Genomic DNA, 15,182 nt, shown 5'->3' with positions numbered 1-15,182 from the left:
TTATCTTACTTCTTAACGTGACGAAAAACAATCAAACTTGCAAAGGCTTACATCGTTGATCTATCATCATTTTGCCGTTAGTTAGCTCTTCGAAGGAGTAGGGGAGAACGCCTCCTTGCTTAGCCAGAAAAGGCCTCCGGGAGAACCGGAAGCCATCCATGGTCAAGCGAACTCCACTATTTTTTTCGGTTCCATCTGTCATGCACAGTGTGCTAATTCGCTGGCTTGATGTCAAAAAAATCGATTTCTCCGTAGCCTTCGCCTTTAGAAAAACGGATCTGGTTCACGCCGGCCTTAAGCTGAACTCGCGCCGTGGACAATCCCCAGTTCTCCCAGCCTTTATTCGTGATGTGGAACCTGCTCGGCACGCCTGAATTTACGCTTAACAGAAGATTGGACCAGTTCCCCCCGGCTGTGCCGTTCGCTGTCCGGGCGAGCAGAATATATTCGCCAGCCGATGCGGCATGAACGGAAAATTCAACATAACTCTCCGGCGTGTCGATATGTCCCGCCTTAAGTCCTCCCGAGCCGTTGGGGCTTCCGGATGCATAGGCGACACCGCCGAACGCTCCCACTTCCCCTTCGTAACGGGTGTGAGCGGCTTCGCCTGAAGGCAAAGTTATGGGCGCATTCGGATTCGCCGGAACACCAAGATTCGGGGTATTGTCCGCATGCCATGTGAATTTCTGCATTCGAACCTCACGATTCCACCCGGCATTATGATATTTAGCGACGTGGTAGAGCATCCAATCCTCCGTGCCATCCGGCGACTTCGTGAATGAATGGTGGCCCGGTCCGTACAGCCCGTTACCCGACTTGAATATCGGTTGGCTGCGTTTGTTCCAGGATGCCGGGTTCAACAAATCGCTGGTCGTGCTGGCTGTGATCAATCCTAGACAATAGTCATTGGTCCAGCTCCCGCTGGCCGAGTACACCAGGCTAATGACGCCATTTTGGATAATCACCTGGGGACCTTCGTTTACGTGCGGGGAGTGATTCGTCTCCCACTGATAAGTAGGCCTTGCAATCTCCACCCGATCCGAGCTGATGGTCCACGGATTACTCATGCGTGCGATATACAGATTCTGCCGCACATTGGTATCCCCTTCCCAGCCGGACCAGATAAAGTACAGCTGACCGCCTGCTTGCAGCACCGTGCCGTCAATGGCCCACTTGTTGGTGTGGTCCGTAATCTGACCTTTATACTGCCAGATTCCCTGTGTCGGATCTGCCGATGTATTCTCCATCACATACATACGGTGATTGACATTGTCCCCGTCGTCCTTCGCGTAGTAGATGTACCAAGCGCCGTTGATGTAATGCAGCTCGGGAGCCCATATCCCGCAGCAGCCTGTGTTTACGACCGTAGCGGGAGCTGCATCCATCGCCGTCAGCTGGGCTGACTTCCAGATCGTAACGTCACCGCCGGTCGTTTTCGTAAAATAGTAGTAACCGTCGGTATGTTTATAAACCCAAGGATCCGCTCCATCCTGCATGACAACGTTGTAGAAGTTGTTTTGGCTTGAGACGGCATGGGTCACCTGCCCCATAGGAAAAATAAGAAGTGCGCACACTGCGAGCAGCCATTTATTCCGAATGTCTACCTTCATTACCGGTCACGTCCTTTTTGGATAATGTAACAACATGCACTTGGGCATCCAAGATTCCGGCCTGTACAGAGCAGTCATGGGACAGCGGCTTCAATCTTCAATGGCGGCCTTACGCAAATTTATGCTTCGTATCAGATCAGGATCGAATTTCGGCTTCCTGTCGTAGGTATACAGCCCGTTCACTTCCTGCTCGACATCGTATAGCTGGGTGTAACAAAATCCGAACATCCGCGGATGATCGAGCAAGACATTAGTCAAACCCGCATAACGCGTAAGAAAATCTTCTTCAGATGTCGGACGATCCCCGTATCCCCAGGACTTCTCATCTTGCTGCTCCGGATTCCACCAGATGCCGCCATATTCACTGATGAAATAAGGCTGCCCCGCATACTGCTGCCGGTTCGGAAAGCTGTTGTACACCTCGCCGCCATCCTTCATCGGCTCATATCTCTCCTTAAATGTCTGCGGGTTCTGATCATAATCATGAATGTCGAATATATCCGTCACGACATGGAAGTTGCCACTCGTATCAATGACCGGACGCGTCGGATCGATTTTTTTGGATACCTCGTATACAATGCGCAGCACTTCGTTATTTTGTTTGGCACCGTCCCGATCCCAAGTTTCGTTAAAAGGACACCAGCCGATAAGGGCAGGATGATTGAAATCACGCTCCATCCCTTCGAGCCATTCCGGCAGGAAATGGGACAGCCCCTCGGTTGTTGTGATGTCCAGTCCCCAATTTGCATGCTCTCCCCATACCAGATAACCTAACCGGTCGGCCCAATACAAGAAGCGCGGTTCGAATATCTTCTCATGCAGCCTCGCGCCGTTAAAGCCAAGGCCCATCGATATTTCGATGTCGTTGCGAAGAGCCTCGTCGCTTGGAGCCGTATAGATGCCGTCCGGGTAAAAGCCCTGATCCAGCACCAGACGCTGAAATATGGATCTGCCGTTGATCCGAAATGCCATGCCGTCCAGCCTAACGCTTCTGAGGCCGAAATAAGCTTGCACCGTATCACCTGTTTTACCTTGCTCCTGCAGGGATAACTCCAGATCGTACAATCTGCCCTGACCAACCTCCCATAAGTGAACCTCCTCCAACGGAAGGGTGAGCTTGACGGACGGTCCGGATACCAAAGCGCTGGCATCCCCTACAGCCTTACCGTCATAGAGAGCGGCAGCAGTGAGCTTGCCCCCCAATGCCTTTCCGACCACTTTCACTTCAAGGTGTACGCAAGCATTATCAGGGTCTGCCACCACTTTCATGTCAGACAAATAGGCTTCCGGCACATGCTCCAGCCATACCGTCTGCCAGATGCCTGTGGTGCGCGTGTAATCACAGCCATGGGAGTCGTAGCGCTCGCTCTGCTTGCCTCGCGGCTGACGTCCGGAACGGACATCGTCCTCCGCATATACGGTAATCACATTCGCGCCCGGTGTCATCTGAGGGCTGATATCAAAGCTGAACGGGGTATATCCTCCGCGATGGGTACCTATGGATACACCGTTCACCCATACTTCCGTTTCATAATCGACCGCCCCGAAATGAAGCAGTGTTCTGCCCTTCCAGCTCTCCGGCACGGTAAACTCCCGTTTATACCAGACGCCAGCCATAAAATCCTTATATTCAACGCCAGACAGCTTGCTCTCCGGGCAAAAAGGGACCGTGATCGTTCCGGAGAGCTCGTGTCCGATTTCTTGGTAACCGCGTTCTTTTCCACTCCGGCCATGATCGATTTCGAATTGCCATGGACCGTTCAGGTTGATCCAATCGGGTCTTACCCATTGGGGTCTCGGGTATTCGGGACGCGGAACTGTAGTGTGGGTCATGGTTGAACTCCTTTTAACGTTTAATTTGTCTGTATAGTATCTATTGCCATGGGGCTGAAGGTGGGCACTGCCTCAGCTTTTCCTAACGTACAGCCTGCTGGTCTCCTCCCATATCTCATGTGGATCCAGACTGAAACACCCGACTTCCTCCGCTGGCATGTCCATATTGGGCGCATTGACCAGATTAATCTGCGGTTCAGGGCAGAAGAAACCCTCCGTCGCTTCATTATTCCAGATCATCCACTGCTTGTAAGAGGTACCCACGTCGTACACCAACGTCAATTGGGCAACCTCATCAGTAAGCTCCATTCGGTTCCTTCCATTCTGGGCGGCGGCGGTATAGTGATTGTCCATACGCTCGAAGAACGGATAGACGCCGTCGCCTTGCATCGCTTCCTCACTCGCGGACAATGGCTGATGGGCGCCGGTGGGCAGCATGGATTCACCGAGCTCCCACCGCTTACCAAGGGTCAGCTTCATCCGGTAATCCCGGGCATCGCCTCCCTCCACGAAAGGCGCATTAATGGACGTATGAAATGCAAGCAGGCACGGCATGGATGCTGTCCCCGTATTGGTTATCGTGACGCGCTGGGATAACCCTTGATCGCTTAAGCTGTACCGCAGCTGAATATGAAACGGGAACGGAAAGGCTTCGTATACCGGATGCCGTTCATCCACATGGACAGATACCGTCACATAAGCCTCCTGCTTGGAGTGCCCGTAGTCATCAAGCTCCCATGGAATATTGTACAAGAAGCCATGAAGATGATGACCGGTTGCCTCCTCGTTGACGGGAAGGTGATGGATCTTGCCGTTCCACCGGAAATTGCCTTGCTCATAGCGGTTCGGGGGAAACAGCACCGGTATGCCGTGAATCATCGGTCTTTCCCTGAATGCCGCCATTTCCTCCGGTGCCGGTTCATGCAGAAACCGGCACCCCTTCTCCAGGTCCCGGAACGAAATCAGATTCCCCCCGATTCCCGGAAGCATGACTGCTTCATAAGCTCCCGCCCTTAAATAAACCGCGCTCTCGTCATGGTATACACCCTCATAGGCATTCGTTCGGTCCATTTCTTCTTCATCTCCCCCGATTAGGTTCCCATCATAATCTTACGGATGGTCTCAAGCGGTGCTTTCGGCTTGCGGTCATACGTCAGCAGTCCATTGATCTCCTGCTCAACATCCGTTAGCTGTGTGTAGCAATATCCCTGAACCACAGGTGACGAGAACATTGGATCAACCACCGCCTTCAGCCGGGCCAAGAAATCCTCTTCATTCTCTGCGCCGGAATAACCCCAGCCATCCCACTCACTCTTCTTGAAGGCAATGCCGCCGAACTCCGATACGAATATCGGCTGTCCTTGATAGCTGGCTCCGCCGACAAAGATCCTCCGGTTAGCCGGCATGGCCTGCACCGCAGACGCGGCTGTTGCATACCGCTCCTCCAGCACCTCCTGACGGCTCTCATAGTCATGGATCGTGACCAGATCGGTGGTCATATGCTCCCATCCGTCGTTATAAACGACGGGTCTGCTATCATCCAGCGATTTAGTCAAATGGTACATCGCCAGTCCGTGCTGCTGCTGGCGCCGATCCATCTGGACATTCGGAATGCCCCAGCTCTCGTTCAGCGGAACCCACGTGATGATGCACGGATGATTGTAATCCCGCTCCATAATCTCCTGCCACTCTGCCGTGAACCGGCGGACATACGCTTCGGAGTATTCATACGCGTTAGCTGCCTCACTCCATAACAGCAGGCCGAGTCGATCACACCAGTACAGGAAGCGGGGGTCCTCACTCTTCTGATGTTTTCGCACGCCGTTAAAGCCCATTTCCTTCGCCAGTTCCACATCGCGTTTTAACGCCTCATCCGACGGCGCCGTCAGGATGCCCTCTGGAAAATATCCCTGGTCCAGCACCAGCCTCTGAAAGTAAGGGCGATTATTCAGGCACAGCTTGCCATCCTCGATGGATACCTTGCGCATGCCAAAATAACTCGATACCTGATCCACCACGGCTTCGGCTTGAAGGAGGCGAAACTCGATATCATACAGGTTCGGATGCTCCGGGCTCCACAGCCGCCCCAATCCATGATCTGTGAAATCGCTCAGACCGATGGTCCTAAGCTGCTCCGCATTTTGAATCGCATATTGATCCTCCGCAACAAGCTCTCCCTGAAACCTTACGGTAATCTGCAGCTTGACCTCCTCCGCAGACTTAACTCCCTCTATAAACGTCCGGATGCGGATTTCATTTCGATCAATATCAGGTGTCATCATCGTCTTGCTCAGATGTACAGGGGATACCGGCTCGATCCATACACTTTGCCAGATGCCGGTCGTGCGGGTGTAGAATATGCTTGCGGAATGCTCAAGCCAATACTGCTTGCCGCGCGGCAAGGTGACATCCCGGCTGAAATCCTCGGCTCGAACGATGACGGTGTTGCTTCCTGCCGCCAGCGCAGCCGTAATGTCTGCCTGGAACGGCGTATGACCGCCCTCATGCACCGCCACCATATGCCCGTTCACCCATACTTTGGCCGCATAATCCACGGCGCCAAAATGAAGCACGATCCGTTTACCATGCCAATCCGGCGGAATCTCGAACGTTCTACGGTACCACACAACATCATGAAAAGCCGGATCGTCGATGCCGCTCAGCTTGCTTTGAAACGTAAACGGGACCGTTATTTTTCGTGTAAAAGATTGTTTGGCATTCCCCAGAAACCATCGCTCATCCTCACCGATGCCAAGATCATCAAATCCGAAATCCCATTCTCCATTAAGACTCAGCCATTCCTTGCGTTGAAACTGGGGTCTTGGATATTCGCTGCGCAAACCTGTTTGTGTCTCGCTAACTGCTGTCGTCAAGATGTGACTCACTCCTGTTCGATTCATCTCTATCTAGTTCATCCAAGTACAAGTTCACCGTCTATCCTTTGATCGAGCCTACATAAACGCCCTTCACAAAATACTTCTGCAGGAACGGGTACACCAGCAAGATCGGAACCGTGGAAACCACGATTGCGCAATACTTCACGAGTTCCCGGAACGCAGTGGAGCTCTGAGCGCTATTGATGACAACACCGCCGGCGCTGCCGATCGTTGTCGCCGTAGCGTCATTGGCAACAAGAATTTCCTTCATGAGCAGCTGCAGCGGGAACAACTCCCGATCCTTCAGCAGCACCATGGCATTAAACCAGGAGTTCCAATTGCCAACCAGATAGTACAGGAATATGACAGCCAGCGTCGCTTTCGATAGCGGGAGAATCACCGTTACCAGGATGCTGAACTGGCTGGCGCCATCGATTACTGCCGCTTCCTCCAGTTCCTTCGGGATGGACTGGAAACCGGTCCGCAGGATGATGATATTCCATGTGCTTAACGCCGTTGGCAGGATCATGGCCCACAGATTGTTGTACAGGCCGATATCCTTCATCAACAGGAACCATGGAATCAGCCCCCCGCCGAAAAACATCGTAATGGTAATGACAATCATGATGAAATTCTTGAAATACAAGTCCCGCCTGGACAATACGTATGCGCCTAATATCGTCATGACCATATTGACCAGCGTACCGAGTCCCACGTAAAGGATCGTGTTCTTGTACCCGTTCAAGAGACTGTTATCTTTGAACACCAGCTTGTAGCCATCCAGCGTGAATCCCAAGGGCTTCAACAGCACCCCTTTATGTGCCATTAAAGCGCCCGGATCACTGACGGAGGCGAACAGGATATGCAGAATCGGATAAAAGCACACTAAGGTCAATGCGGTAAGTACCGTATAGTTGGTCCAATCGAACACGCGGTCCCCGATGGACTTGTGCTTTCTGCTTCGTTTCGCTTTGGGTTGCATGATATCTTTCATAACCGTCCCTCTTTCTTACCATAGGCTGGATTCGGATCTACGCTTCGCTATCGTATTTGTCATCCATAACAGCCCGAAATTGACGATGGAGCTGACAAGTCCCACAGCCGTGGAGTAGCTGAGGCTCGCTTCCCTTAAGCCCCTTCGGTAAACATACGATGCGATGACATCCGCCGTATCGTAGATGAGCGGATTATACAGCAGAATGATTTTCTCGTAACCGGACGACATCAATCCGCCAATCGCAAAAATAAACAGGATGATGATGACCGGACTGATCTGCGGAAGCGTGATATACCACATTTTTTTCACCCGACCCACGCCGTCGATATCGGCTGCTTCATATAACGAAGGGTCAATGCCGCTCATCGCGGCCAGATAGATAATGCTGTCCCATCCGATACTCTGCCATATTCCCGAGAAGGTGTAGATCGGCCGGAACAAATTGGAGTATCCCAGAAGCGACGAGTAATCTTTGCCTGTGATGAACGACAGCAGCTGGGTTACGACCCCTTCGTTCGCCGTGAATATGTGTATGATGCCGCACACCACAACCAATGAGATAAAATGCGGCATGTACGTAATGGTCTGCACGGTCCGCTTGAACTTGGACGAACGAACCTCATTCAATAGCAAGGCAAGTATGATTGGAGCGGTGAATCCGAATGCGATGCCCCACACGTTCAGAAGCAGCGTATTCTTGACCACTCTCCAGAAATAAGGCCCTGTGAAAAAGTCGATGAAATGCTTGAAACCGACCCAATCGCTATCGGCAAATCCGAGCAAGGGCTTGAAATCCTTGAAGGCGATCATCACGCCCCACATCGGGCCGTAGCAGAAGATCAGGAACCAGGCTACGACCGGAAGGGCCATCAGATAGACAAACCAGTTTTTCTTTAGATCCTTTTGAATCAGTCGCTTCGTATTCTTCGGTTTCGGGTTCAAACCTACCGGGTCCATTTCCCTTGGTTTCCTTAATATCTCCATGATTCAACCACCTGTTCTTCGAAAGTGACACTAGCGTTGGTTGTACCGATCCAAGGCTGCTTGATGGAGACTTAAGAATTCCTCCAGCCCCATGCTTTGCGCTTCCTTCAAAAATTTATCGTACGCATCCACCGGCAGTTCACCCATCATGATCTTGGCAAAATATTCACCGCGCAGCGTAGACAATTGGTTCCCGAGCTCTGCCTCCCGTGAGGCTTCCTCTTTCGTGAACGTAATCGGCGGCATCGCCATGCTCGTATCCATGTTCTCCGTCCAGGTCTTCCGGATATCGCCCGAATAGCTGCCTTTTGCCGCAATCAACGGATTCGCATGGTGCTCGTCACGAATATTCGGCCAGTTGTGCATGCGGTATTTCCAGAGCGTCACATCAACCGGCTGACCATCCGGATCATTGTAGATATAGCTGCTCTCCGGGTAATACGGCATCCCCTGCTCATTCACCAAATGCACCGTGCCGTACTCGCCGAAGTTAATGAGCTCCCAGCCTTTTTTCGTGAAGTTGAAATCCAGCCATGCCATAGCGGCCTCTACGTTCTTGCTCTGCGTGGTGATGGCCGCATTGGTACCGGCTCTCTTGAAATTCTTATAGGTGGATGCGGATTTATCCCCTTTGTTCAGCACAGGATTCAGCGCCCCGACAAAATCGATATCGTTCTGCACCTTCCAATAACTCCACATCGTATCCGGCGAGTCCATCATGACAGCCGTATCATCGGAAATGGCGCTTGCCATCCGTTGATTAAAGTCAGCGGTCGCCCAGTCCCGATTCAGTAAGCCTTCCTTGTTCCATTGCTGCATCGTGGTCAGGTATTCCTTCGCTTTCGGCTGTGCCGGTCCCCATGCAACCTTGCCGTTCTCATCGATGAAGGTCCAATCCCACACGCCATACGCTCCGTTAATGATGCCAGTAAAGATTTGGCCGTAAGTGGATCCGTAATTCAGCGGGTTCTTATATCCAACTTCCTGGCATTTCTTGAGGAACGTGTACCATTCATCAATCGTTGTCGGAACTTCCAGCCCTGTCTTATCCAGTGCTTCCTGCTTGATTAAGGTTCCGAACCAGATCCATTCGGAATACGGCGCGATGCCGTAGAAGCCAAGCAATCGGCCATCGTCCGTTACGGTCGTTTTTCTTCTCATTTCATCGGAATTTCGCCATGCCGTGTAGTTGGGGGCAAACTCTTCCATCCTATCGGTGAGGTCCAAATAGGCACCATCGTTCACCCCGGCTTCAAAACCTCCCGGGTAACGCCCCGGATCGATAATGATATCCGGCAGCTCGCCGGAGGAGATCATCAAGGTGAAGGCGTCCGCCTCCTGCCCGACAGGCGGCGTAATGAAGTTCACTTTGATTCCGGTCAGCTTCTCCACCTGCTTCTGGACCAAGTGATTATTCATATCCGGGATATTGGAGTTCGCGGGCATCCACACATCCAGTACCACGTCACCTTGGACCGGATATGCAGAATAATCACTCGGAATCACTTCCTCGTAAACATCACCGAGGTATGTATCGTTTAACGTGCTGTTCACCTCGTCAATCTGCTCCTGCGTCGGTGCTGTATTCCCGCGAATGTCTCCGCTGATGTCTTCGAAAATCACTTGATTCTTCTCTTTAGAAACGCCTTCTTCTTTGGCTACGGGATTATCGGGCTCATTGTTTCCTTTACCGCTGCAAGCGGTTACCGTCGAAATGATCAATATGGATATGAATAACAGTGTGAAAAGGCGCTTCATCGTTCTGTTCATGCTTAACCTCCCATGATATGAATAGTTGCAAGCGTTCCCGTATGGTGTCGAGATGTTCTATTAGCTGTAGTTATTCAAGGGCGCCTGATTAAAGCTTGACTTCATTCTTAAATCTCGGAGCATTGGTTGCTTCTCAGAAAGCGAATGTTATTCACTCCAACAAGATCATAGAAATGCGGACCAGCACCTCCTCGCTGGAAGCCATGCTTCTGCTCTCATTACCATCCCGAAAACAAGTCCCCTTTCAGCTAAAAAATAACTAGAACAAAACTCAAATTCCCCTCATTTAATACAAATATCCTGTATATTTAATCGAAGTATAAGCATATATCATTGTTTTGTCAACGCTTTCAAACACAATTAATGTAATTAATTTGATGTATTTTTTAATCTTTATGTTTTTGGAATTGTAAGTGTTGGAATAGAAAAACATGAATAAGTCTTGTTTTATTAGTATTATCAATAAAAATTCACCGGATGAGTCAACAGTCCCAGACGTTTATCCGACTAAACCTCTATTCGTAACAAACGCCCATTTATTACAGATTACCTGTAATAAATGGGCGTTTGGGTTCCCGTGGAAAAATCTATCGATTTACAGCAGCTCATGCATTTGTAATTCAGGAGGTGATTCCCTTTGAGGGAATCGACCTTGCAAGACGAAAGCCCAGATCCTCAATTCGAAATGTAGGATGACTTCGGCGGCGGCACGTTGCTCCACATCCCCTGGCTTCTTCAGCCCAGCTTCCACCACGAAAAACTCTGTAGGGACCGTACACTTCCGGGTCGTATAAATCCCAACACCACTCCCAAACATTTCCCAGCATATCGTAGAGCCCCCACGCATTCGGCAGCTTTTTGCCTACTTCATGCGCCATACCCTCCGAGTTTTCACCATACCATGCAATTTGATCCAGCTCGCCGTACCGATAACCACCCGTCCCTGCTTTACAGGCATACTGCCATTCCGCTTCTGTAGGTAAACGATAGCCATCCGTCTCCCGGTCACAGATAACCTGCTCTCTATCATCGCTTACCGAGTAACATGCCTTTAAACCTGACTTCTGCGATATTGTATTACAAAAGAGAATCGCATCATGCCATGAAACATTCGCAATCGGCGCTTGAGGCTTGTCGCCGAGTTCACCTGTCTGTTGCATAATCGAGCAATACAACGCAGCCGTAACTGGAACCGGTGCGAGCAAAAAAGAATTTACCTGAGCTGTCCATGTTGTCTTGATACGATCGTCCCTTAGTTGAATTTCACCTGCCGGTATTTGTACCATAGGATACCCGTCTCGATTACGCTCTGGTTTCAACCACGTTCCTCCTCCCGTTCCTGCTAACTTATCCGCTATTTTTATTCCATAAATAGCAATTTTAGGTTGTGTTTCACAATTCAATTCTTTCAAATCTAACGTTTGTTGACTATAGTATCAAGTTTGTTGTCTGGAAGCATCGAAACTTTCTCTTATACAATGAATTCAACAAGGCCACTACAAGCGAGATATCCCCGTAAGGAGTGACGGACATGAGCTCTACAGCCGAACCAAAAGATAAACGAAAGCGCTTTCGAATGCGCTGGCACAAACAGGATACGGAACTGACCCTGTTGGCATTGCCAACGACGATCTGGTACATCCTGTTTAGTTTCTTGCCGATGTTCGGGATCATTATCGCCTTCAAAAATTTCAGGATTAGCGGCGGCTTCTTGAGTAATGTGTTCAACAGTCCATGGATAGGCATCAAAAACTTTGAGTTCCTGTTCAAGTCGAATGACGCCTGGATCATTATCCGTAACACCATTGGCTACAATATGATTTTTATCATTACTGGGATTGTACTGCCCGTTCTATTCGCCATTATGATCGGTCTGCTCCACAGTCGAAAGGCAAGCAAAGTCTATCAGACGATGATGTTCCTGCCCTATTTCCTATCCTGGGTTGTCGTATCTGCCGTAGGCTGGGCCTTCCTGAGCTTTGATAAAGGAATTGTCAATCAAGTGCTCGTCAATATGGGCAGCGATCCGATTAACTGGTATATGGAGCCAAGTTATTGGCCGTACTTTCTGATTCTCCTGAATATCTGGAAAGGCTTAGGTTATGGCATGGTCATCTATCTGGCAACCATCACGAGCATTGACAGCACTTATTATGAAGCAGCTGTCATTGATGGCGCCTCCATCTGGCAGCAGACAAGATTTATTACATTGCCCATGCTCAAGCTGGTGATTGTCATGATGTTCATTTTGGCCGTCGGACGGATTTTTTACACCGATTTCGGTTTGTTCTATCAGGTTACGCGAGATTCCAACTCTCTCTTCAACGTGTCTACCACCATCGACGTGATGGTGTACAAACAATTAAAAACCGCCACCGTAGGGATGGCCTCTGCTGCCGCATTTGTGCAGTCTGTTCTGGGGTGTGCTACCATTCTGATCGCTAACTGGATTGTTCGCCGAATTGATCCGGACAGCGCGATGATGTAGGAGGCAAAACGATGACAACGAAAACCGCTTATGAGACGGGCCTGGAGAAGTTTAACCGTACAAACAAAGCCGTGAACCTTCTGTTTAATCTGATTTTTATAATCCTGGCGCTGCTCTGCGTCATCCCTGTTGTTGTTGTTCTATCGATTTCATTCTCCAGTGAAGACTCCATCCGCGAGACGGGATATCATCTGCTGCCGGTTGCTTTGTCAGCTGACGCCTACGTCTATATCGTCAAGCAGGGTACGATGATTCTACGCGCGCTCGGCGTATCCGCACTTGTTACCGTAGCTGGTACCGTACTTGGTGTACTGCTGACCACTTCGATGGGATATGTACTCTCTCGCCCGACCTACAAGCTGAGAGGTTTTCTGACTTGGGTCGTGTTCATCCCCATGGTCTTCAATGGCGGCTTGGTATCCAGTTATTTCATTAACACCAATCTGTTAGGTCTCAAGGATAGCGTCTGGGCCCTAATTCTACCGCTGGCTGTTTCATCGTTCAACGTCATCATATGTAAAACCTTCTTCAAAAGCACGATTCCGGATGGGCTGATCGAATCTGCCGAAATTGATGGCGCGAGCCAGCTGCGAATCTTCTTCTCCATCATCATGCCGATCTCGCTACCGGTCATCGCAACGATCGGACTGTTTCTCTGCTTTAGTTACTGGAACGACTGGTTCCAATCGATGCTGTATATCGACAACCAGAACCTCTATTCTCTGCAAGCACTGCTTAACAGCTTAATGAGCAATGTGGATGCACTTGCCAAGAATGCCGCAAGCATGGGCGTCAGCTACGCGCTGCTTGTCGCAACGATGCCGAAGGAATCTGCCCGCATGGCTGTAGCCATTCTCATCGTTCTGCCTGTCGCATTCGCCTACCCTTTTTTCCAAAAGTACTTTATATCCGGACTTACGGTCGGTGCAGTCAAAGGATAACAGCGAAATAAGCCAAGCCATACTTGGTTTATGATAGATCACTCTTATACAACTTTTACGGTGAGTTAACTTCAAAAAGGGGGAAATGGAATGAAGAAATCTTTAAGGTTCTTATCTGCACTGTGCGTGATGACACTTATGCTGGCTGCTTTGGCGGCCTGTGGCGGCTCGAAGCCTGCATCCACGTCTGATGGATCTTCGACGACACCGGACACATCTAAAGAATCCGCAGCTGCAAGCAAGGATGTCCCAACGCTGACTTGGTGGACCATTGGAGGTCAAGTGCCTAACAATTTCAGCAAAGCGATTGATGCCATGAATGCATACACAGCCGAGAAGATTGGCGTGAAGATTGACATCAAGGTTGCCAGCTGGGGGGAATGGGACACCAAAATGAATACCATTGTGAATACCGGCGAGCCATTTGACATCATGTTCACGAACAGTGGTAAATACAGCAAACAAGTAGCTATGGGCGCATTTGCCGATATCACGGATCTGGTGCAGAGTGAAACGCCCGACTTGTACAAATTGATTCCCGAGAAGGTATGGGAAGGCACAAAAATCGGCGGTAAGTATTATTCTGTTCCGACTTACAAGGATTCGGCACTGACGCAGTACTGGGTATTCGATGATAAGCATGTACAAAAGTACAATATCGATATCAATCAGATGAAAACATTGCAGGATCTGGATAAGCCTCTCCATGACATGAAGGCTGGCGAAGGCAAAAGCTTCTATCCGCTCCCGATGACGCAAGGCGAAGGCTTGAACGGCTTCTTCAACGAGTATGACGATTTGACCTTAGGCTTCCCGCCCATCGGCGTAAAGGCTGACGATGCTTCGCGTACGGTTGTCTCTGTCCTTGAGCAGCCTGATATCATGGCAAACCTGAAGCTCTTGCATGGGTGGTACCAGGACGGCATCATCAACCCGGATGCGCCGACAAAAACAGAGAACGACAAAGGAAGAGCATTCTTTGCAGCCCAGGCCTTCCCTGGGGCAGAGGTCAGCTGGCAAATCAATGACGCCGTGGAGAAGTACGATATGGTTCAGCATTACGGACCTATTTATACAACCAGTACGATCCAAGGCTCGCTAAACGCAATTTCGGCGAATTCAAAATATAAACAGGAAGCCCTGAAGTACCTCGAGTTAGTGAATACGGATCCCAAGCTCCGCAATATGCTGGCCTTCGGCGAGTTAGGCGTGGACTACAACAACGTTGATGGCGAGAAGGTGATTGAGCGCACCTCCGATACTTGGCCGCTGGCTGCCTATACGCAAGGGACGTTCTTTAATTTAGCGGTTACAAAAGGCGCTCCTGAAGATCAATGGGAACAGGTCAAAAAGCTGAACGATGCAGCGACCTCTTCAACGATTCTGGGCTTCGCGCTTGACATTACCGATCTTCAAACCGAAGTGGCGAATTGCCAGGCCGTATGGGATAAATACAAATATGAACTCATTACAGGTGCATCCGATCCGGAGAAAATGGTGCCCAAAATCACGGCGGAATTAAAGTCGGCCGGCATGGACACGATTATGCAAGCTGCTCAGGAGCAAATCAACCAATACTTCAAGTAATGCTTAGAATTCATGCGCATCCCTTAATGAGTCGCTGTTAAGGGATGCTTTTTCCTTACACCTATGAAGCTTGGTGTTAATCGTGTTACATTGGGA

11 protein-coding genes are annotated in these 15,182 nt (G+C 50.1%); 3 read left to right on the top strand and 8 right to left on the bottom strand.

Annotation, left to right across the window (positions count from 1 at the left end):
- Positions 1-212 precede the first annotated feature (212 nt).
- From B9D94_RS07040 to B9D94_RS07005, 8 genes are all read right to left on the bottom strand, one after another.
- Positions 213-1,610: a family 43 glycosylhydrolase gene (locus B9D94_RS07040; protein ID WP_148246702.1), complete on the bottom strand. Its 1,398-nt coding sequence runs from the start codon at positions 1,608-1,610 to the stop codon at positions 213-215.
- A gap of 90 nt (positions 1,611-1,700) precedes the next feature.
- On the bottom strand, positions 1,701-3,443 hold the full coding sequence (locus B9D94_RS07035; protein WP_006211989.1) for a glycoside hydrolase family 2 protein: 1,743 nt from the start codon (positions 3,441-3,443) through the stop codon (positions 1,701-1,703).
- 72 nt (positions 3,444-3,515) lie between these two features.
- Positions 3,516-4,514 carry an aldose 1-epimerase gene (locus B9D94_RS07030; RefSeq protein ID WP_148246701.1) on the bottom strand — a complete coding sequence of 333 codons (999 nt, stop codon included), beginning with the start codon at positions 4,512-4,514 and terminating at the stop codon, positions 3,516-3,518.
- 20 nt (positions 4,515-4,534) lie between these two features.
- Positions 4,535-6,316, bottom strand: a complete 1,782-nt coding sequence (locus tag B9D94_RS07025; RefSeq protein WP_253806114.1) for a glycoside hydrolase family 2 protein — start codon at positions 6,314-6,316, stop codon at positions 4,535-4,537.
- Between the two features lie 61 nt (positions 6,317-6,377).
- Positions 6,378-7,313, bottom strand: coding sequence for a carbohydrate ABC transporter permease (locus B9D94_RS07020; protein WP_063480341.1), 936 nt, complete (start codon positions 7,311-7,313; stop codon positions 6,378-6,380).
- Positions 7,314-7,328: 15 nt separating this feature from the next.
- Positions 7,329-8,300 (bottom strand): ABC transporter permease, encoded by a 972-nt coding sequence (locus B9D94_RS07015; RefSeq protein WP_006211993.1) that lies wholly within the window; start codon positions 8,298-8,300, stop codon positions 7,329-7,331.
- A 30-nt stretch (positions 8,301-8,330) separates the two neighbouring features.
- Positions 8,331-10,070 carry an extracellular solute-binding protein gene (locus tag B9D94_RS07010; RefSeq protein WP_148246699.1) on the bottom strand — a complete coding sequence of 580 codons (1,740 nt, stop codon included), beginning with the start codon at positions 10,068-10,070 and terminating at the stop codon, positions 8,331-8,333.
- Positions 10,071-10,690: 620 nt separating this feature from the next.
- The gene (locus B9D94_RS07005) at positions 10,691-11,356 is read right to left on the bottom strand and encodes a formylglycine-generating enzyme family protein (RefSeq protein ID WP_040680938.1); all 666 of its coding nucleotides are present in this window, start codon (positions 11,354-11,356) and stop codon (positions 10,691-10,693) included.
- A 245-nt stretch (positions 11,357-11,601) separates the two neighbouring features.
- On the opposite strand from B9D94_RS07005, the gene B9D94_RS07000 reads away from it, so the two are divergent.
- From B9D94_RS07000 to B9D94_RS06990, 3 genes are all read left to right on the top strand, one after another.
- Positions 11,602-12,558, top strand: a complete 957-nt coding sequence (locus B9D94_RS07000) for an ABC transporter permease (protein ID WP_006211996.1) — start codon at positions 11,602-11,604, stop codon at positions 12,556-12,558.
- Between the two features lie 11 nt (positions 12,559-12,569).
- Positions 12,570-13,499: a carbohydrate ABC transporter permease gene (locus B9D94_RS06995; RefSeq protein ID WP_006211997.1), complete on the top strand. Its 930-nt coding sequence runs from the start codon at positions 12,570-12,572 to the stop codon at positions 13,497-13,499.
- Between the two features lie 90 nt (positions 13,500-13,589).
- A complete protein-coding gene (locus B9D94_RS06990; RefSeq protein ID WP_076152134.1) occupies positions 13,590-15,086 on the top strand; it encodes an ABC transporter substrate-binding protein in 1,497 nt (498 codons plus the stop codon).
- Positions 15,087-15,182 lie beyond the last annotated feature (96 nt).

Source organism: Paenibacillus sp. Cedars (assembly GCF_003184205.1).
GTDB classification, from domain to species: Bacteria; Bacillota; Bacilli; order Paenibacillales; family Paenibacillaceae; genus Paenibacillus_AQ; species Paenibacillus_AQ glucanolyticus.
The sequence above is the reverse complement of the archived record's forward strand: the minus strand, read 5'-3'. Positions and strand labels throughout refer to the sequence as shown.

What these genes read in the sequence shown, in the direction of transcription:
- B9D94_RS07020 (WP_063480341.1), bottom strand. Translation starts at nt 7,313, where the DNA reads ATGAAAGATATCATGCAACCCAAAGCGAAACGAAGCAGAAAGCACAAG.
- B9D94_RS07015 (WP_006211993.1), bottom strand. Translation starts at nt 8,300, where the DNA reads ATGGAGATATTAAGGAAACCAAGGGAAATGGACCCGGTAGGTTTGAAC.
- B9D94_RS07040 (WP_148246702.1), bottom strand. Translation starts at nt 1,610, where the DNA reads ATGAAGGTAGACATTCGGAATAAATGGCTGCTCGCAGTGTGCGCACTT.
- B9D94_RS06995 (WP_006211997.1), top strand. Translation starts at nt 12,570, where the DNA reads ATGACAACGAAAACCGCTTATGAGACGGGCCTGGAGAAGTTTAACCGT.
- B9D94_RS07000 (WP_006211996.1), top strand. Translation starts at nt 11,602, where the DNA reads ATGAGCTCTACAGCCGAACCAAAAGATAAACGAAAGCGCTTTCGAATG.
- B9D94_RS07035 (WP_006211989.1), bottom strand. Translation starts at nt 3,443, where the DNA reads ATGACCCACACTACAGTTCCGCGTCCCGAATACCCGAGACCCCAATGG.
- B9D94_RS06990 (WP_076152134.1), top strand. Translation starts at nt 13,590, where the DNA reads ATGAAGAAATCTTTAAGGTTCTTATCTGCACTGTGCGTGATGACACTT.
- B9D94_RS07005 (WP_040680938.1), bottom strand. Translation starts at nt 11,356, where the DNA reads ATGGTACAAATACCGGCAGGTGAAATTCAACTAAGGGACGATCGTATC.
- B9D94_RS07030 (WP_148246701.1), bottom strand. Translation starts at nt 4,514, where the DNA reads ATGGACCGAACGAATGCCTATGAGGGTGTATACCATGACGAGAGCGCG.
- B9D94_RS07010 (WP_148246699.1), bottom strand. Translation starts at nt 10,070, where the DNA reads ATGAACAGAACGATGAAGCGCCTTTTCACACTGTTATTCATATCCATA.